General features: G+C 71.2%; 16 protein-coding genes and 1 pseudogene. 9 read left to right on the forward strand and 8 right to left on the reverse strand.

From position 1 onward, the window contains the following. Nucleotides 1-84 precede the first annotated feature (84 nt). Nucleotides 85-1,824: an outer membrane protein assembly factor BamB family protein gene (locus tag ABT025_RS10525; RefSeq protein WP_350992116.1), complete on the reverse strand. Its 1,740-nt coding sequence runs from the start codon at nucleotides 1,822-1,824 to the stop codon at nucleotides 85-87. Between the two features lie 167 nt (nucleotides 1,825-1,991). Further along, the gene (locus tag ABT025_RS10530; RefSeq protein WP_350992339.1) at nucleotides 1,992-3,806 is read right to left on the reverse strand and encodes an ABC-F family ATP-binding cassette domain-containing protein; all 1,815 of its coding nucleotides are present in this window, start codon (nucleotides 3,804-3,806) and stop codon (nucleotides 1,992-1,994) included. Nucleotides 3,807-3,998: 192 nt separating this feature from the next. Here ABT025_RS10530 and ABT025_RS10535 point away from each other — a divergent pair, with 192 nt between their 5' ends. Continuing rightward, nucleotides 3,999-4,646, forward strand: coding sequence for a lipoprotein (locus ABT025_RS10535; protein ID WP_350992118.1), 648 nt, complete (start codon nucleotides 3,999-4,001; stop codon nucleotides 4,644-4,646). A 107-nt stretch (nucleotides 4,647-4,753) separates the two neighbouring features. Next, nucleotides 4,754-4,873: a type II toxin-antitoxin system YoeB family toxin gene (locus tag ABT025_RS10540; RefSeq protein WP_350992341.1), complete on the forward strand. Its 120-nt coding sequence runs from the start codon at nucleotides 4,754-4,756 to the stop codon at nucleotides 4,871-4,873. Here the strand turns inward: ABT025_RS10540 and ABT025_RS10545 are convergent. The 6 genes from ABT025_RS10545 to rsmI all read right to left on the reverse strand — a co-directional run bounded on the left by ABT025_RS10545 (nucleotide 4,861) and on the right by rsmI (nucleotide 10,502). Beyond that, nucleotides 4,861-5,766 (reverse strand): 4-(cytidine 5'-diphospho)-2-C-methyl-D-erythritol kinase, encoded by a 906-nt coding sequence (locus ABT025_RS10545; RefSeq protein WP_350992120.1) that lies wholly within the window; start codon nucleotides 5,764-5,766, stop codon nucleotides 4,861-4,863. The two genes, ABT025_RS10540 and ABT025_RS10545, sit on opposite strands and share 13 nt — an antisense overlap. Continuing rightward, the gene (gene rsmA, locus ABT025_RS10550; protein WP_350992122.1) at nucleotides 5,763-6,635 is read right to left on the reverse strand and encodes a 16S rRNA (adenine(1518)-N(6)/adenine(1519)-N(6))-dimethyltransferase RsmA; all 873 of its coding nucleotides are present in this window, start codon (nucleotides 6,633-6,635) and stop codon (nucleotides 5,763-5,765) included. The genes ABT025_RS10545 and rsmA overlap by 4 nt, the downstream gene beginning before the upstream one ends. 183 nt (nucleotides 6,636-6,818) lie before the next feature. Further along, a complete protein-coding gene (locus ABT025_RS10555; RefSeq protein ID WP_350992124.1) occupies nucleotides 6,819-8,042 on the reverse strand; it encodes a resuscitation-promoting factor in 1,224 nt (407 codons plus the stop codon). Nucleotides 8,043-8,156: 114 nt separating this feature from the next. After that, nucleotides 8,157-9,023, reverse strand: a complete 867-nt coding sequence (locus tag ABT025_RS10560) for a TatD family hydrolase (protein WP_350992126.1) — start codon at nucleotides 9,021-9,023, stop codon at nucleotides 8,157-8,159. Between the two features lie 48 nt (nucleotides 9,024-9,071). Continuing rightward, on the reverse strand, nucleotides 9,072-9,446 hold the full coding sequence (locus ABT025_RS10565; protein ID WP_350992130.1) for a hypothetical protein: 375 nt from the start codon (nucleotides 9,444-9,446) through the stop codon (nucleotides 9,072-9,074). A gap of 159 nt (nucleotides 9,447-9,605) precedes the next feature. Beyond that, complete coding sequence (gene rsmI, locus ABT025_RS10570) at nucleotides 9,606-10,502, reverse strand: 16S rRNA (cytidine(1402)-2'-O)-methyltransferase (RefSeq protein WP_350992132.1); 897 nt, start codon at nucleotides 10,500-10,502, stop codon at nucleotides 9,606-9,608. 53 nt (nucleotides 10,503-10,555) lie between these two features. On the opposite strand from rsmI, the gene ABT025_RS10575 reads away from it, so the two are divergent. The 7 genes and pseudogenes from ABT025_RS10575 to ABT025_RS10605 all read left to right on the forward strand — a co-directional run bounded on the left by ABT025_RS10575 (nucleotide 10,556) and on the right by ABT025_RS10605 (nucleotide 18,603). Beyond that, complete coding sequence (locus tag ABT025_RS10575) at nucleotides 10,556-12,334, forward strand: dolichyl-phosphate-mannose--protein mannosyltransferase (protein ID WP_350992134.1); 1,779 nt, start codon at nucleotides 10,556-10,558, stop codon at nucleotides 12,332-12,334. 362 nt (nucleotides 12,335-12,696) lie between these two features. After that, complete coding sequence (locus ABT025_RS10580) at nucleotides 12,697-13,170, forward strand: GNAT family N-acetyltransferase (RefSeq protein WP_350992136.1); 474 nt, start codon at nucleotides 12,697-12,699, stop codon at nucleotides 13,168-13,170. Nucleotides 13,171-13,335: 165 nt separating this feature from the next. Beyond that, a pseudogene (locus tag ABT025_RS10585) lies at nucleotides 13,336-13,528 on the forward strand (site-specific integrase); the annotation flags it as partial. Between the two features lie 287 nt (nucleotides 13,529-13,815). Further along, a complete protein-coding gene (locus ABT025_RS10590) occupies nucleotides 13,816-15,459 on the forward strand; it encodes a penicillin-binding transpeptidase domain-containing protein (protein WP_350992138.1) in 1,644 nt (547 codons plus the stop codon). Nucleotides 15,460-15,496: 37 nt separating this feature from the next. Continuing rightward, a complete protein-coding gene (locus tag ABT025_RS10595) occupies nucleotides 15,497-16,264 on the forward strand; it encodes a hypothetical protein (RefSeq protein ID WP_350992140.1) in 768 nt (255 codons plus the stop codon). Between the two features lie 19 nt (nucleotides 16,265-16,283). Then, complete coding sequence (locus ABT025_RS10600; protein ID WP_350992142.1) at nucleotides 16,284-17,135, forward strand: EamA family transporter; 852 nt, start codon at nucleotides 16,284-16,286, stop codon at nucleotides 17,133-17,135. A gap of 355 nt (nucleotides 17,136-17,490) precedes the next feature. Further along, nucleotides 17,491-18,603 carry a DUF1996 domain-containing protein gene (locus tag ABT025_RS10605; RefSeq protein WP_350992144.1) on the forward strand — a complete coding sequence of 371 codons (1,113 nt, stop codon included), beginning with the start codon at nucleotides 17,491-17,493 and terminating at the stop codon, nucleotides 18,601-18,603. Nucleotides 18,604-18,607: the final 4 nt, after the last annotated feature.

An 18,607-nucleotide genomic window follows, 5' to 3' on the forward strand; every position in this document is an offset into this window, starting at 1 on the left:
CGCTGCGGTTCGGTCCGCCCCTGTTCCCAAGGGAGAACCGGCCCGTGATACCGCCGTTACGCCTGCCCGGACACTGATCGGCCGTCAGTTGCCGAAGGCCGCCATGGATCGCAGCTCTATCTCCTCGTCGTCCGTGCCGCTGATCCTCGTATGCGTGAGGATGCTGCGTCCGCCCGCGTAGGAGACGACCGGGGCGTAGAAGCTGCGTTCAAGCACGGAGGCCGCCGCCGGGTGCCGCACCAGCATGTCCCACTTACCGCCGGTGGCCGGGAGGGAGGCGATGCCGCCCCCCTTGTTCTTCGCGGCCCCGAGGTACATCAGCAGCCTGCCGCCATCCGTCCGCAGCGGAGTGAGGGCCTGGTCCTTCGGGGAGCTGACCGTCCACTTGTGCTTGCCGGTGGACAGATCGAAGGCGGCGACCTGGTTGCCGTCACCGGTCTTGATGTCGACGGCCTTGGTCGCCATGTAGAACGTGTTCGCACCGGCGGCCACCCCGGCGCAGCTGTCGAGGTTGGCCCCCTGGACGCGCCGGTCCTTGTCGCACTCGACGGCGTACTCGCCCGGTCCGCCGGAGAGCTGTGTGCGGTAGGTGCCGTCGGCGTTGAGCACGAGGATGCCCCACTTCTCCGGCTGCGTGAGTGAGATCACGATGGGGTCGGCGGAGTAGATCTGCGCGACCTGCCAGCCCTTCTTGACCTTGTACGTCCACTGCACCTTGCCGGTGGCGGGGTCGATCCGCTGCACCTGGTGTTCCTTGTGGTCGTCCGCGGCGGTCTGGCAGCTCGCCGCGGCGATCGCCACCGGGCCGCTGGCGAAGCCGAACGGCTGGCAGTTGCCGGGCAGTTTGCCGAACAGCACCTTGCCGTCACTGACTCGGAAGGCGTCGGTCCTGCTGGTGCGCCCCACTGTCACGGTGTCGCCGTTGATCGCCATCGCGAGGTCGGAGAGCCCGTCCCAGGCGCCGTCGCGGACGTACTCCTTGCGCCAGCCGGCCTTGCCCGTCGTGAGGTCGACCATCTGAAGGTTGTCGCAGGACGCGTCCTCCGCCGTGCTGTGCTCGATGCCCAGGACGATCTTGCCGTCGGCGGTGGGCTGGGTGGGCGCCCCGCACGCGTTGGTGGGCAGCCGCAGGCTCCACTTGAGCGTCCCGTCGGCTATCGAATAGCCCGTGACGGTGTGGTACATGGCTGTGACAACGGTGTCGCCGGCGAACCACGGGCCGTACACGTCCTCGCCGCCCTCAGGGAGGTCGACACCGCTCTTCCGGAGCCAGAGGAGCTTCGACTCCCCCGGCTTGAGCGCCGCGTTGACCTCGGCGGCCTCCTCGCGGGGCGTGACCGTACCGTCGTCGTCGCTGTCGCCCTTGCCGTCGCCCTGGTCCAGGGTCGGCGCGGGGGTCGGCGGCGCGGAGGTGTGTCCGCCGTTCGCCGTGGGCTTCCCGTCGTCGCCGGTGGCGAGCCAGATGCCGGCGCCTGCCAGCAGCACCACCGCGAGCAGGCCGCCGACGATCATCCCGGTCCGGCCGCGGAACCGGCCTCCGCCCCGCGGTCCGCCGGACTGCGGCGGCTGCGTCGGGTAGCCGTAACCCTGCTGCTGTTGCTGTTGCTGTTGCTGCCAGGTCTGCTGCTGCTGGGGCGGGTAGCCGTACCCGTGGCCCTGCGGCTGCTGGTTGTACGGGCCGGGCTGACTGCCGTACTGGCCGGGCTGGTTGTACGGGCCGGCGGGCTGCGGCGGGGCGGCCGGTGGCGGATACGCCCCGGGGGGCGGGTCGTAAGGAGCTCCGAACCCACCCTGGGGCGGCTGCTGTCCGGGCGGCTGGCTCATCGGCCCGTCCCCCTGTTCCGTTGTTGTTCCGTCGGTGCCTGTGGTGCGACGCGCTCCGGCGGTCGCGCCGGGCATGGCTTCTTTCTACCACCCGCACCACAGGCCTCATCGGCCACACCGGTCACGGCAGTTGTGCCGGCCACGCGGCAAGACGCCTCAGCGGCCGGTCAGGCCTCCTCGGCCAGTTCCAGCCAGCGCATCTCCAGCACATCGCGTTCCGCGACCAGTTCACGCAGTTCGGCGTCGAGCTTCGCGACCTTCTCGAAGTCCGTGGCGTTGTCGGCGATCTGGGCGTGCAGCGTCGTCTCGCGGGTCGACATCTTGTCGAGCTGCCGCTCGACCTTCTGGAGTTCCTTCTTGGCCGCGCGTGCCTCCTGCGGCGAGACACCCGGCGCAGGGGCGGCGGCCCGGGAGGCCGCGGCGGGCGCCGCGGGCGCGGCGGACCCGGCCATCTGCAGCCTGCGCTCCAGGTACTCGTCGATACCGCGCGGCAGCATCCGCAGCGCCTTGTCGCCGAGGAGCGCCAGCACCTTGTCCGTGGTCCGCTCGATGAAGAACCGGTCGTGGGAGATCACGATCATCGACCCGGGCCAGCCGTCGAGGAGGTCCTCCAGCTGGGTCAGGGTCTCGATGTCGAGGTCGTTGGTGGGCTCGTCGAGGAAGAGGACGTTCGGCTCGTCCATCAGCAGCCGCAGGATCTGCAGCCGGCGGCGCTCACCACCGGAGAGGTCGCCGACCGGGGTCCACTGCTTCTCCTTCGAGAAGCCGAACTGCTCGCAGAGCTGGCCCGCGGTCATCTCCCGGCCCTTGCCGAGGTCGACCCGGTCGCGCACCTGCTGCACGGCCTCCAGCACCCGGAGGTTCGGGTTGAGCTCCGCCACCTCCTGGGAGAGGTAGGCCAGCTTCACGGTCTTGCCGACGACGATCTTCCCGGCGGCGGGCTGCGCCTCGCCCTGGGTGCGGGCCGCCTGCTCCAGCGCCCGCAGCAGCGAGGTCTTGCCCGCGCCGTTGACCCCGACCAGGCCGATCCGGTCGCCGGGGCCGAGCTGCCAGGTGAGATGGGTGAGCAGCGTCTTGGGGCCGGCCTGGACGGTCACGTCCTCCAGCTCGAAGACGGTCTTGCCGAGCCTGGCGTTGGCGAACTTCATCAGCGCGCTGGTGTCGCGGGGCGGCGGCACATCGGCGATCAGCTCGTTGGCCGCCTCGATGCGGTAGCGCGGCTTGGACGTGCGTGCGGGGGCGCCGCGCCGCAGCCAGGCCAGCTCCTTGCGCATCAGGTTCTGCCGCTTGCCCTCTTCGGTGGCGGCGATCCGCTCCCGCTCCGCCCGGGCGAAGACGTAGTCGCTGTAGCCGCCCTCGTACTCGTGGACCGTGCCGCGCTGGACGTCCCACATGCGGGTGCAGACCTGGTCGAGGAACCACCGGTCGTGGGTGACGCAGACCAGTGCGGAGCGGCGGGCGCGCAGATGTCCGGCCAGCCAGGAGATGCCCTCGACGTCGAGGTGGTTGGTCGGCTCGTCGAGGACGATCAGGTCCTGCTCGGCGATGAGCAGCTTGGCCAGCGCGATCCGGCGGCGCTCGCCACCGGAGAGCGGGGCGATGACGGTGTCCAGGCCCTGCTCGAAGCCGGCCAGGTCGAGGCCGCCGAAGAGTCCGGTCAGCACATCGCGGATCTTGGCGCTGCCCGCCCACTCGTGGTCCGCGAGATCGCCGATGACCTCGTGGCGGATCGTGGCCTTCGGGTCCAGCGAATCGTGCTGGGTCAGGACGCCGAGGCGCAGTCCGCCGTTGTGGGTGACGCGGCCGGTGTCCGCCTCCTCCAGCTTGGCGAGCATCCGGATGAGGGTCGTCTTTCCGTCTCCGTTACGGCCGACGACACCGATCCGGTCCCCCTCGGACACGCCGAGGGACACACCGTCGAGCAGCGCACGGGTGCCGTACACCTTGCTGACCTGCTCGACATTGACGAGGTTGACGGCCACAAACGCTCCAGCTCGAAGGAGAACACTGGCCTTCAGCGTAGTCGCCATGGCACCGGCCTCCGTACGAGCGCCCGCTCACCCGTGCGGGACGGGGTCGGAAAACGGCGTTCGCCCGGACACCCCTGTGCGGTACCTTGCCCGAATTGATCAAGATCCGGGCCGGTTCCGGGTCTCACCGGGGTGGGGAACTTCATGACACGACGTACGGTTCGCGGCCTGGCGCCCGTCCTGCTGGCAGCCGTCGCGCTGACCGGCTGCTCGTCGGGGTCCGGCGACGGTACGAAGGCGGACACCAAGCCGGGCGGCGGGGCTGCCGCGCACGGGGCGGGCGACGGGACCGCGGCCAAGGGCGGCACGGTCGGGGGCCCCGGTTCCGGATGCGAGCTGCCGGTCGCCTTCGACCTGGCGCAGCACTGGAAGGCGAAGGCCGTGGCTCCCGTGGAGCCGGACTCCGAGTTCGCCGAGCTCAGCACGCAGGGTCCGGTCAGCATCGTCTGCGAGATCGACGCGAAGCCCGCGGGGCACATCGGGTTCCTGCGGGTGTGGCAGGGCGACGGCAACGGGAGCACGGCGCGCCAGGCGCTGGAGGGCTTCGTGAAGGCCGACGAGAACGCTTCGAAGATCACGTACACGCAGGCCACGGTCGGGAAGCTGTCCGTGACCGAGGTGGGCTACACCATCTACAGCAAGATCATGGAGGAGTCGCGCCCGGCCCGCGCCTTCGCCGTCGCCACCCCGGACGGACCGGTCGTGGTGCACCTGGGCGGGCTGGACGCGCAGGAGCACAAGGGCATGCTGCCGGCGTTCGAGCTGGCGAAGCAGAGCGTGCGGCTCGGCTGAGGCCGGGCGCGGGGCGGGGCGGGCGGTGGCGCACTCGCCGCTGCCGCCCCCTATGGATTCGCCGCTGCTGCCCCCATGAAGGAGACGGCCTGCCTGTACCGGAGCCCCTGAGACACGGCTTCCACGGGTACTGGTCCCGGAGGATCGGCGACGAACACCGCCTCGCCCGCCACGTGGTCGAGGACGAGGTACGCATCGCCTCCTGCCGCTACCGCTACGGCCGCTGAATCGTCGCCCCCGGCGCCGGGGACGCCGCGATCCGGGCGGTGCGGCAGGTCCCCGAGGCGGTCAGCGCGTCGGCCACCTTGCGGGCCGACGCCTCGTCCTCGGTCAGGAACGCGGTGGTCGGCCCGGAGCCCGAGACCAGCGCGGCCAGTGCGCCCGCGGCGGTGCCCGCCGCCAGGGTGCCGGCCAGCGAGGGCCGCAGCGACAGTGCGGGGGCCTGCAGGTCGTTGCCGAGGGCCGCGGCGAGCGCGACGGGGTCGCCGGCCCGCAGCGCGTCCATGAGCGCGGCGGACGCGACGGGCTCGGGCACCCGTGTGCCGGCGGTGAGCCGGTCGAACTCGCGGTAGACGGCCGGGGTGGAGAGGCCGCCGTCGGCGACCGCGAAGACCCAGTGGAAGGTGCCGCCGACCTCGACGGGGGTGAGCCGCTCCCCGCGGCCGACCCCGAGGGCCGCCCCGCCGACCAGGCTGAACGGCACGTCGCTGCCCAGTTCGGCGCAGATGGCGAGGAGCTCCTCGCGGGTGGCGCCGGTGGACCAGAGCGCGTCGCACGCCAGCAGCGCTCCGGCCGCGTCCGCGCTGCCGCCCGCCATTCCGCCGGCGACGGGGATGTCCTTGGCGATGTGGATGTGCACATCGGGCGCGATGCAGTGCCGCTCGGCCAGCGCGGTCGCGGCGCGGGCCGCGAGGTTGGAGGCGTCCAGCGGTACCTGGGCGGCGTCCGGACCCGAGCAGGTGACGCGGAGCCCGTCGGCCGGGGTGACCGTGACGTCGTCGTACAGGCCGACGGCGAGGAAGACGTTGGCCAGGTCGTGGAAGCCGTCGGGGCGCGCGGCGCCGACGGCGAGCTGGACGTTGACCTTGGCGGGTACCCGGACGGTGACGCTCTCGCTCATGCGGACAGCTCCGGCTTGTTCTCGGCGATGGCTGCGAACTCCTCGACCGTGAGGGCCTCGCCGCGGGCCTGCGGCGAGATGCCGGCGGCGACCAGGGCCGCCTCGGCGGCGGGCGCGGAGCCGGCCCAGCCGGACAGGGCCGCCCGCAGCGTCTTGCGGCGCTGGGCGAAGGCCGCGTCGACGACCGCGAAGACCTCGGCCTTGCTCGCCGTGGTCGCGACGGGTTCGGTCCGGCGCACCAGCGACACCAGACCCGAGTCGACGTTGGGCGCGGGCCAGAAGACCTTGCGGCCGATGGACCCGGCGCGCTTGACGTCGGTGTACCAGTTGGCCTTCACCGACGGCACGCCGTAGACCTTGTTGCCCGGCTTGGCGGCCAGCCGGTCGGCGACCTCGGCCTGCACCATGACCAGGGTCCGCTCGATGCTCGGGAAACGGTCGAGCATGGTGAGCAGCACGGGCACCGCGACGTTGTACGGAAGGTTGGCGACCAGTGCGGTCGGCGGCGGGCCCGGCAGCTCCCGTACGAGCATCGCGTCCGAGTGGACGAGGGCGAAACGGTCGGCGCGCTCCGGCATCCGGGCGGCGACCGTGGCCGGCAGGGCGGCAGCCAGCACGTCGTCGATCTCGACGGCGACGACCCGGTCGGCCGCCTCCAGCAGCGCCAGGGTCAGCGAGCCCAGGCCGGGCCCGACCTCGACCACCACGTCGTCGGGGCGGACCTCCGCGGTGCGCACGATCCGGCGGACCGTGTTGGCGTCGATGACGAAGTTCTGACCGCGCTGCTTCGTGGGGCGTACGCCCAGCGTCGCGGCCAGCTCGCGGATCTCTGCGGGGCCCAGGAGGGCGTCGGGCTCTGTGGTGCTCACCCGTTAAGCGTACGGGCTGTCGCCAGGGCCTTTCGTTCGGAACAGGCCGGACAAGGGAGCGGGGTCCGGTGCGTGCGGCCGCAAGGCGGAGGAGGGAGTCACTGCGGAGCATTGGCGACCGACGACAAGGCGGAGATGCGCGTGCCGGACCCCGCGAGCCCGGCCCGTTCCGAACGAAAGGCCCTACCCGGCCGTCCCGGCCGTGCGGGGGCCGGTGCCGGCCTTCACGATCCGGCTGACGGGCTGCCGTACGACCTCGGCGGCCAGCACCCGGGGCTTCTGCCGGACACCGTTGACGGTCCGCAGGGCGTACATGACGCGCCGCGAGCCGTCCCGCCCCTCCCGGTCGACCCGCTCCGTGCCGGCGGGGAGCGCCCCGTCGCCGGACCGTTCCACGGCGTACGGCAGCAACTCCTCGCGCACCACCCGGGTCGTGGTGATCCGGAGCACCGAGACGGTCTGGCCCTCGCGCGGGAAGCTGTCCGGGGCAACGGAGGTGGTGTCCTCGCCGTGCAGGACGACACCGGCCCGGGCGACGGCCTCGCGGACGGTGCCTGCGGTGGTGCGGACCGTGTGTTCACGGCCGTCGGCCATCACGGTGACGGTGCGCTCGGTGCGCACGTCCAGGGTCAGTCCGGTGCGCCCGATCGGCGCGGACCGGGAGACGGAGAGGTACGCGCCGTCGGCCCGCACGCCCAGTCGGCGCAGGGCGGCGCCGACGGTGGGCTCGGAGGTCCAGACCCTGCGCCGCACCCCGTCGAGCGTGAGCGTCACCGGGCGCGGACCGCCGACGGTGATCACGTCACCGTCGCCGAGGCGGGTGCCTGGGGCCGGGGACACGGTCCGGTCGTCGTCCGCGCCGATGCCCTGCTCGGCAAGGAGTTCGCCCACGTCGTCCGCGAACGTGTGCAGGGTGCGGGGCTCCCCGTCGACGTCCAGCGTCACCGCCTTGTCCTCGGCGACGAACACGGTCGTCCCGCCCGCCAGGAAGGCGACCACCAGGGCCCGCGGGACCAGTCGGCGCAGCCGCTCGGGGCGGACGGACACCCGGCGCCGCCGGGCGCCCCGCCGCGTCCCGGACCTGCCACCGGGCGCCGGCACGGTGAGGGCGGTGACGGTGGGAGCCTGTGCGATACGGAACGGGCTGCCGAGCGCGGCGACGGTCCGCCCGGTCGGCACGTCGACGACGGTCGGCGTGTGCCGGGGCCACGCGGCGAGCGTCAGCTCCTCGTGCGGCGGTACCGGGGACGGGCCCGGCACGACGACGGTCGCGGGCCCGCGCGCCCCGGCGTGCGGCGGTACCGGGGACGGGCCAGGAACGACGACGGTCGCGGGCCCGCGCGCCCCGGCGGCCGTCGTACGCCCCCTGCCGCGTGCTGCACGGTGGCTGCCCTGCGAATTGCTCACGACGCTCGCTCCAGATGATCCGTACCGGCCGGCTCGCTCCTGGCGCCCGGGACGATAGCGGAGGAGGCGTCACTCTCCAAAGCGGCGCGACTACCCGGCGTCATGGATCCCGGGTCAGTAGTCGAACGCGCGAGCCGTGTTGTCGGCGATCGCCGACGCCAGGGTGTCCTCGTCGACGCCCCTGACCTCGGCCATGGCGCGCAGCGTGACCGGAATCAGGTACGGCGCGTTAGGCCGTCCGCGGTACGGGGCGGGGGTGAGGAAGGGTGCGTCCGTCTCGACCAGGACCAGTTCCACGGGCGCCACGGCGAGCGCGTCGCGCAGCGGCTGGGCGTTCTTGAACGTCATGTTGCCCGCGAAGGACATGAAGTACCCGGCGTCCGCGCAGAGTCGGGCCATGTCGGCGTCGCCGGAGTAGCAGTGGAAGACGGTCCGGTCGGGGGCGCCCGCGTCGGCCAGGATGCGCAGCACATCGGCGTGCGCCTCGCGATCGTGGATGACGAGCGCCTTGCCGTGCCGCTTGGCGATCTCGATGTGGGCCCGGAAGGACTCCTCCTGGGCCGCCATGCCCTCGGGGCCGGTCCGGAAGTAGTCCAGTCCGGTCTCGCCGACGCCGCGTACGTGGTCGAGCGCGGCCAGCGCGTCGATCTCGGCGAGCGCCTCGTGGAGCGCGGCGCTCCCGCCGCCTTCACGGACTCCCTCCCGCGACCGGCCTTCCGGGTCCCCGTGCACGATCCTCGGAGCCTCGTTGGGGTGCAGTGCCACCGCCGCGTACACGCTCGGGTGCGCGGCCGCGGTCTCGGCGGCCCAGTGCGAGCCCTTCACGTCGCAGCCCACCTGGATCACGGTCGTCACGTTCACCGCGGCGGCCCTGGCCAGGCCCTCCTCGACGGTGCCGTCCTGCATGTCCAGGTGGGTGTGCGAATCGGCGACCGGCACCCGGAGGGGCTCGGGCAGCGGCGGGGCTTCGGTACGGCTCATGGCCACGATCGTACGAGGACCGTGGCCGGGAACCTCACCGCGCGGGCCTCACTTCCGGTGGAAGGGGTGAAGCAGGTCCGAGAGGTGCCAGTGGTGTTCTCCCGCGGGGGCGGCCGTGGCCGCGACAGGTTCCCGCACCTCGGAGTCGGCCTCGCGGGCCGGCCGGCGGTTCGTGAGCAGCTGCTGCACCGTGGACACGCGGCCGGCCCTCATGATCCGTACGACGTGCCCGCCGCAGTTCGTGCAGGTAGGTGTGGAAAGCGGGGACGGCACGCGTTCGCCGTCCGCCTTGTAGACCACGAATGCGTGGTTCGAGGTGTCGACGTGGTGCTCTATTTCGTAGGCCTGTTCCCAGCCGTATCCGCACCTCATGCAGGCGAAGGCATACGCCTCGTGCACGGTGGTTGCTGCGATCTCACTCATGCCTGCTCCTCTTGTCCGCCGGACAAGCACTCCGGAGAATGCGTCCTGGATCCAGTGGACGCCTTTACCGGCGGGAGCGCACCGGGCCCTGTCGAGTGTTGGAGCGGTTTTGGCCTTCTCGTGGCAAAAGGGGCCGGAACGCGGCTCGCGCTTTGCCTTTCACGATAGTCCTTTGCCGTCCGCTGGGCCGGTCCGCGCCGCATTCTTTGCTGCGACGACCGCGTCGAACACCTCGCGTTTGGGCAGCCCCGCCGCGGCGGCGACAGCGGCGATCGCCTCCTTGCGCCGCTCCCCCGCCTCCTCGCGCACCTGCACCCTGCGCACCAGCTCCTCGGCGTCCAGTTCCTCGGCTCCGGAGTCGGCCGCGCCCTCGACGACGACGGTGATCTCGCCCCGTACGCCCTCGGCCGCCCAGACGGCGAGCTCGCCCAGCGGACCGCGCTTCACTTCCTCGTACGTCTTGGTCAGCTCCCGGCACACCGCGGCGCGCCGGTCGGCGCCGAAGACCTCGGCCATCGCGGCGAGGGTGTCGTCGAGCCGGTGCGGGGCCTCGAAGAAGACCATGGTGCGGCGCTCGTCGGCGACCTCGCGGAGCTTGCCGAGGCGCTCACCGGCCTTGCGCGGCAGGAAGCCCTCGAAGCAGAAACGGTCCACCGGCAGCGCGGACAGGGCGAGCGCGGTGAGCACCGCCGACGGGCCAGGCACCGCGGTGACCTTGATGTCCTTCTCCACGGCCGCCGCGACCAGCCGGTATCCGGGGTCGGAGACGGACGGCATCCCGGCGTCCGTGACCAGCAGCACCCGGGCGCCGCCCATCAGCGCCTCGACGAGTTCGGGCGTGCGGGCGGACTCGTTGCCCTCGAAGTAGGAGACGACACGCCCCGTGGTGTGGATGCCCAGCGCCTGGGTCAGCCGGCGCAGCCGGCGGGTGTCCTCGGCGGCGACGACATCGGCCGTCTCCAGTTCGGCGGCGAGGCGTGGCGGGGCGTCCGCCACGTCGCCGATGGGGGTCCCTGCGAGTACCAGCGTTCCAGTCGTTCCAGTCACAACCCCCATACTCCCAGCACGGGCGACAGGACTCGCACAGATGCGTTCCCTACGATGGCGCGGTGACGAGTACTGCGCCCGAAGCCCGGCAGGGCCAAGACGCCGGGGAACAACATGGCCCGGAGCCGACTTCCTGGCAGCAGCGGCTGCGCCGCTTCGGCCATTTCCCGCGCCCCGGTATCGGGCTGCGCGACCGGCTGGTTCCGCCGTACACCCGCCCCGGTGGCCAGTTGTGGGCGGTGCTCGGAATCCCCCCGACGCTCGCGGACCGGCTGGTGCGCTGGTCGGCGTGGGGCGGTCCGCTGCTGGTCGCGGCGGTCGCCGGGGTGCTGCGGTTCTGGAACCTCGGCAGCCCGCACGCGGTGATATTCGATGAGACGTACTACGCCAAGGACTCCTGGGCGCTCATCAAGCAGGGGTACGAGGGGGCGTGGCCCAAGGACGTCGACAAGCTGATCCTCAACGACCCGTCCCAGGTGCCGGTCCCGACCGATCCCGGCTATGTGGTGCACCCGCCGGTCGGCAAGTGGATCATCGGCATCGGTGAGCAGATCTTCGGACTCACGCCGTTCGGCTGGCGGTTCATGGTCGCCGTGCTCGGCACGCTGTCGGTGCTGATGCTGTGCCGGATCGGCCGCAGGCTGTTCCGTTCGACGTTCCTGGGCTGTCTGGCGGGCGGTCTGCTCGCCGTGGACGGGCTGCACTTCGTGATGAGCCGCACCGCGCTGCTCGACCTGGTGCTGATGTTCTTCGTGCTGGCCTCGTTCGGCTGTCTGCTGATCGACCGGGACTGGGCGAGGCGCCGGCTGGCGGCCGCGCTGCCGGTGGACGAGGAGGGTGTGCTGCGGCCGGACGCCGGGGTCGCGGAGGGGCTGCGGCTCGGCTGGCGGCCGTGGCGGATCGCGGCCGGGGTCTCGCTGGGGCTGGCCTTCGCCACCAAGTGGAACGGGCTGTACATCATGGTCGCGTTCGGCCTGATGACGGTCCTGTGGGACGTGGGCGCGCGACGGACCGCGGGTGCGGTTCAGCCGTACAAGGCGGTGCTGAAGCGGGATCTGGTGCCGGCGTTCGTCTCGACGGTGCCGGTGGCGGTCCTCACGTACATCGCCTCGTGGACCGGCTGGATCATCCACAACGACCCGGACCGCCACGGCTACTACCGGGACTGGGCGGCGACCGACGGCAAGGGCGGCAGCTGGACCTGGCTGCCGGACTGGCTGCGCAGCCTGTGGCACTACGAGAACCAGGTCTACGAGTTCCATGTGAACCTGACCTCCGGTCACACCTACCAGTCCAATCCGTGGAGCTGGATCGTGCTGGGCCGGCCGGTCTCGTACTTCTACGAGGAGCAGAACGGCTGCACCGAGTCGTCGACCGGCAAGTGCGCCCGCGAGGTCCTGGCGATCGGCACACCGCTGCTGTGGTGGGCCGCCTGCTTCGCCCTGGTGTACGTGCTGTGGCGCTGGTTCTTCCGCCGCGACTGGCGGGCCGGCGCGATCGCCTGCGGGGTGGCCGCGGGGTGGGTGCCGTGGTTCCTGTACCAGGAGCGCACCATTTTCCTTTTCTACGCGGTCGTGTTCGTGCCCTTCCTCTGCCTTGCGGTGGCGATGATGATCGGCGCGATGCTGGGCCCGGCTGCGGGCACCGGGGCGAAACACGAACTGGGTCTGGCAAGGAGCGATCCCTCGGGTGAACGCCGCCGGACGCTGGGGGCCGTGGCGGCCGGCGTACTGGTCCTGCTGATCGTCTGGAATTTCATCTATTTCTGGCCGCTGTATACGGGGACCTCCATTCCGGAGGATTCCTGGCGGGACCGCATGTGGCTGGACACCTGGATCTGAGGGCTGTCCGTGAATACCGAGAGGGCGTGGCCGGCGGCCACGCCCTCTCGGTGGTTGCCGGCCGTCACTTGTGGCCATTGGCCGCCCGCCGACGGCCCGGAGAGCAGCCCAAAGGGTCGAAGATCCCTGCGGAACCTGCCTGCCGCGCGGCGCAGCGCGTCTCCACGAGGCCGATCACGGTACGGCCACCGGCCTGCCCGGACCTCCTCGCCCGACAAGCTCTTCCGCGCTGAACCTGCCCAGCCGGTCCGGTCCCTGTGCCTCACCCCCGGGCGCACCGGGAGACAGCGAAAACCGCTACCCGGGCGCCTGCGTGGCTGGCTACGCTCACCCCCTCCGACCAGCACAGACATGGGGAGCGCATGACGCAGAGGTTCACCGACCGCCAGGGCCGGGCCGTGGTGCTCGAGGAAATCACGGAGGACAACTGGCGCGATGTCGCCGACGTGGCGCCCGTCGACGAGCAGCGCCGGTACGTGGCCCCGCTCGCGGCGCGCTACCTCCTGCTCTCCCAGCGCGGCGAGGTGTGGACGTCCCTGGGCGTCCGCGCCGGTGACGACGTCGTGGGCCACGTCATGTGGGCGTACGACGACGAGGACGGCACCCATTGGATCGGCGGCATGGTCGTGAGCGCGGCCGAACAGGGCAGGGGTGTGGGCCGCGCCGCCCTGGGCGCCGTCATCGAGCGCCTGTCGGCGCTGCCGGAGTGCCGGGAGATCCGCCTCTCGTACCACCCGGACAATACGTCCGCCGGCCGCCTCTACACCTCGTTCGGCTTCCAGCCGACCGGGGACTTCGAGGACGAGGAGATCGTGGTGGCGCTTCCGGGCAGCTGAGGGCCGGTGTTCCCGCGAAGCCGCACCTTTCGTACGGCAGGAGGAGCACGTGCCGCCCGGTGCTCCTCCTGCCGGTCGCGCTCTGCCCCGAGGTGAATGCGGCGCCCGCCCGGCACCCTGCATGGAGTCGCCGCATCGAGACCCTGCGCGAGGGTGGCGCACCTCGCCCCGGCACTTCTGGACGCGGGCGAAAACATCCGTGCCCCGAGCAACTACCTTGGGCATTTCGGATCCCGGATTCACCCTGGGCGTCTACACGTACCTGATGCCGAGCAGTGAAGTGCGTACACGGAAGGCCATGGAAAGCCTCTGCCGGGCACCCCTGAACCATGATCACGGCCCACAGGCGGCCAAGTAGCGTCCGGGCACCCCTGAACGACAGGGAAACCGCAGGCCAGGGTCCCTCTCTCCGAATTCGGCGAGACTTCATCCACTTCCGGCCGCCGTATACGGGGGCTCCCATTCCCGAGGAATCCCGGCGGGACCGCATGTGGCTGGATACCTGGATTTGACCGTTCTGTTCACGCCACACCGGATCGCATTCCGATAACAACCGGCCCCACCGTCACGGCAGTCCCGTAACGTGCCAGGAACAGCCCCCTTGAACGCGTTCAAGGGGGTCTCCTGGGGAGGGGGACTGCAGGGATGCGCAGTGGAGTGAAGGTCGCCGTGGTCGGCGGAGTGTTCGCGGTCGTGGTCGGCGGGGTGGGCTACGGGGCCTACAACGTCCTGGACGGGCTCGGCAGCAGCGGTGTCGGGGGCGGCTCGGACACCAAGGCAACCTCGAACGAGGTGAAGACGGGTCCGGTCACCGAGGACGAGATAGCCGAGACGTCGAAGAAGTTCCTCGCCGCGTGGGCGAAGGGTGATGCGGCCACGGCGGCCGAACTCACCAACAACGAGGGCGATGCCAAGCCGGCGCTGATCGGCTACAGCGAATCGGCCCACGTCACCGGGGCCGTGATCACGGCGGGCCCGGCGGCCGGTTCGAAGGTGCCGTACACCGTCAAGGCGACCGTCTCCTACGAGGGAAGGACGAAGCCCTGGTCGTACGCCTCCGAGCTCACCGTCGTACGCGGACTGACCACGGGCCGCCCGCTGGTCGACTGGCTCCCCTCCGTCATCCATCCGGAACTGGGCAAGGGCGAGTCGCTGGAGACCGGCGAGTCCCGGACCGCGTCGATCGAGGCGGTCGACCGCAACGGCAACGTGCTCACCAAGGAGAAGTACCCCTCACTGGGCGGCATCCTGGACGAGCTGCGCAAGAGGTACAGCGCGAAGGCCGGCGGCACCGTCGGCATCGAGACCTGGATCAACAGCGCGAACGCCGACGCGGCGGACAGGACCTTGCTGACCCTGGTCAAGGGGAAGCCCGGCAGGGTGCCGACCACCCTGGACGCGAAGGCCCAGGCGGCGGCCGAGACCGCGGTCAAGCAGTTCGGCGGGGCTTCGGTGGTCGCGGTGAAACCGTCCACCGGCGAGATCCGCGCGGTGGCCAACAACCCGGCGACCGGCTTCAACGCGGCGATGCAGGGCACACAGGCACCGGGCTCCACCATGAAGATCGTGACCGCGGCGCTGCTCATCGAGAAGGGGCTCGCCTCCGCGAACAGCCCCACCGAATGCCCCAAGGAAGTGCTCTACCAAGGAACCACGTTCCACAACCTGAAGTACTTCTCGCTCCCGGCCACGGACACGTTCACGTCCAGCTTCGCCCAGTCCTGCAACACGGCCTTCATCAAGCTGATCGACGACACGAAGGACGACGCGGCGCTCGGCAAGGAGGCCCGGGACGTCTTCGGGATCGGCCTGGTCTGGAAGACCGGTGTCACCTCCGTCGACGGCAGCGTGCCCGAGGCGACAGGCGGTGAGGCGGCGGCCCAGTACATCGGCCAGGGCACGGTCACGATGAACGCGCTCAACATGGCGTCGATCACCGCGACGGCCCGCACCGGCACCTTCCACCAGCCGGTCCTCGTACCCAGCAGTCTGGACGGCCGTCAGATCGTCACCGCTTCCCGCTCGCTGTCGCCGAACGTCACCGGCCAGCTGAACGACATGATGCGGGCCACCGCCTCCTGGGGCACCGGCAAGGCGGCCATGTCCTCGGTCCGCGGCGACAAGGGGGCCAAGACCGGCTCGGCGGAGGTGGACGGGCAGGGGACGTCCAACAGCTGGTTCACCGGGTTCAGCGACGACCTCGCGGCAGCGGCGGTCGTCCAGTCCGGCGGCCACGGCGGGGACGCGGCCGGCCCGGTCGTCGCCGCTGTCCTGCGCGCGGGGCAGTGAACGTACCGACCGCGAACACGCTGGGAGAGGAAGCACCATGATCGCCGGACTGCCCCTGCTGCTCGTCCTGGCAGTCGTCGCCGCCGCGGGCGCGGCCGGCCGGCAGCTCCACCGCTACCCCGGAGGCCGGAAGTTCGCGTTCGGCGGGGAGCACTCCGCCGCGCGCCGCGACCTCGACACCGCACGCAACGCCCTGCGCGCCCTGGAGCGGTCGGCGCAGGGGGAGTTGTCCGGCGCGCAGACCGCCGTCCGGAAGGCCGACGCCGCCCATCGGCGCGAGGTGCGCAGAGCCGAGGAGGAGCTCGCGTATCTGCGCGAGCCCGGCCGCGGGGGGTACCGGGGCGAGATCAGGGACCTCAGCCTCTACGAGCACGTGCTCGTGGCGAGCGGCACCGACGACTGGAGCGGCGACCTCCAGCTCCCGTTGCACGAGACGTCGATCCGCGCCGACTACTCCGCGTGGGAATCCCACGTCTACCTGACCGGCCCGGACGGACGCCGGCACCTGCTGAGCTATCCGCATACGGAGCTCGCCGAGGAGTACGTCCGCAGATTCGTCCTCGACGTCCAGAACGCCATCTCCGCCGCCAAGGCCTTCCAGCGGGACCGGCCCACGCTCATCGGCGAGGCCGGGGCAGAGCTGAGACGCCTCCGCGGCAGCGCCGCCGAACCGTCCGAGGCGGGGCGCCGCCTCGAAGAGATCACCGCCCGTCAGAGCGGCGACCCCCGTATCCCGTTGGCCCGCCAGGAACTCGACGCGGCCCGCGCGCGCTGGCAGGCTCTCACCGGCCGCCTCCCCCGCTGAACGGAATCCCGGGTACCACGTGACACCGCTCGTCGCCATAGCCGTCCTGACCGCCGCCTTCACGCACGCCGGCTGGAACGCCATCGCGCATGCGATCAAGGACCAGTTGCTCTCCTTCACCCTCATCTCCGGGGGCGGTCTGCTGATCGGCGCGGCCGCCGCCCTCTTCGTCCCGTTCCCGGCCGCGGAGGCCTGGCCGTACCTGGCCGTCTCCGCCGCCCTGCACGTGGCGTACATGCTGCTGCTGATGCGGTCGTTCACGCTGGGCGACTTCGGCCAGATGTATCCGATCGCCCGCGGCACGGCCCCGCTCGTGGTCACCGTCCTGGCCGCCGTCTTCGTGGGCGAGCGCCCGGACGGCTGGGCCACCGCGGGTGTCGCGGTGGCCTCTGCGGGACTGGTCGGGCTCGCCGTATGGGGCATCCGCGGCTCCGGCAAGCGCCCCCAGTGGCCCGCGATCCTGGCCGCGCTGGCGACCGGTCTCGCCATCGCCGGCTACACGACGGTGGACGGCGTCGGCGTACGCGCCTCCGGCAGCCCGCTCGGCTACATCGCCTGGCTGATGATCCTGGAGGGCCTCGCGATCCCCCTCTACGCCCTGTACCGCCGCCGCTCCGCCCTGCCGGCCCAGCTCCGCCCGTACGCGCTGCGCGGCCTGCTCGGCGCGGCCCTGTCGGTGACGGCGTACGGCCTCGTCCTGTGGGCCCAGACCCGGGCGCCGCTCGCCCCGGTCGCGGCACTGCGCGAATCGTCGATCATCGTGGGCGCGGCGATCGGCACGGTCTTCTTCAAGGAACGCTTCGGCGCCCCGCGGATCGCGGCGGCGGGGCTGATGGTGGTGGGGATCGGGCTGATGCTGCATACGAGTTGACGGCGGTGGCGAGCCGCGCTCAGGGACCTCGCGGAAGCGAACCGTTCCCGTGTCATCTCCGGCAAGTCCGAGGTGAAGCAGGAACAGGCACTCGGCTTGTTCCTGAGCCTCGGCCGTGCACGAGGGCGGGGATCCGGGCCGGACCCACCTCACCACCCGGAAGTCGGGCGCCCGGTCAACTCCGCGCAGGTCACCCGCCCTCACCGTCGGCAACACGCCCCTGTCGGACAACTCCGGCCGGGGCGGGCGTCGTTCACAAGCTATTGACACGCTCTTGTCAGGAGCGGAACACTCCGAGTTGGGAGAGCGCTCTCCCAACTCCATGCACGCCCCCACGACGCAGCAGGAGGTCTCCATGCCACGGAGGTCGAGAACCCTCACCGGACTGCTCTTGTTCACCTCGCTGACCCTGACCACGGCGGGGATCGCCGGGATCGCGGCGACAGCGAACGCCTCGCCCGAAGCGCCGGCCTCGGCGGCGGGCACGCACGCCGCACACAACGCCGCGTACTCCATGCCCGGGATGCCCGGCATGGCCAACTCCACCAAGGCATCGGGCGACGACCCGGACGGCGACGGCTACATCATGGCCGACCCGCCGGTCACCGGGGTCACGCCCTCGATGGAGGTCCCGCCGTCGGCGTACTTCCACGAGTTCCAGGCCAAGTGTGCCCCGACGCACACCGCACCCGACGACCCGATCGTCTATCCGGGGCAGCCCGGCAAGTCGCACGACCACACGTTCATGGGCAACACCACCACGAACGCCAACACCACCACCGCCTCGCTGGAGGCGGGTGACACCACCTGCCTGGCCCCTGGTGACAAGTCCGGCTACTGGATGCCGAGCCTGTTCAACGGGGACACGAAGATCCTCCCCGAGGGCGTCCAGACCATCTACTACAAGTCGGGCGTCACCGACTACCGCAGCGTGCGACCCTTCCCGAGAGGACTGCGGTACGTCGTCGGCAGCCCGATGCAGACGCAGGACGAGTTCAAGAACCTCAAGGGCACCGTCGAGGGCTGGGAGTGCGGCGAGTCGTTCAAGAACTACGACTTCCCGGCCACCTGCCCGACCAGCCGCGACACCTACCTCAACCTGCGCCTCCAGGCGCCCAGTTGCTGGGACGGCATCCACCTGGACACGCCCGACCACAAGAGCCACATGGCGTACCCGGTGGCGGGGGGAGCCAACTACAACTCCTGCCCGGCCGACCACCCAGTCGCGCTGCCGATGATCGAGTTCAAGATGGCCTGGCCGGTCAACGGTGACATGTCGCAGGTGAAGCTGGCGAGCGGCAAGGGCTTCTCCTTCCACTACGACTTCATGAACGGCTGGGACGCCGCCACGCTCGACGCGATGGTCACCCACTGCGTCAAGGGCGGCCTGCAGTGCGACCCGCACGGCTACGACGAGAACCACCCCGGAGCCGGCGCCGTGCTCGACGGGAACTACGAACTGCCGTAGTCCG

Source organism: Streptomyces sp. NPDC002809, from assembly GCF_040295435.1.
Classification (GTDB): domain Bacteria; phylum Actinomycetota; class Actinomycetes; order Streptomycetales; family Streptomycetaceae; genus Streptomyces.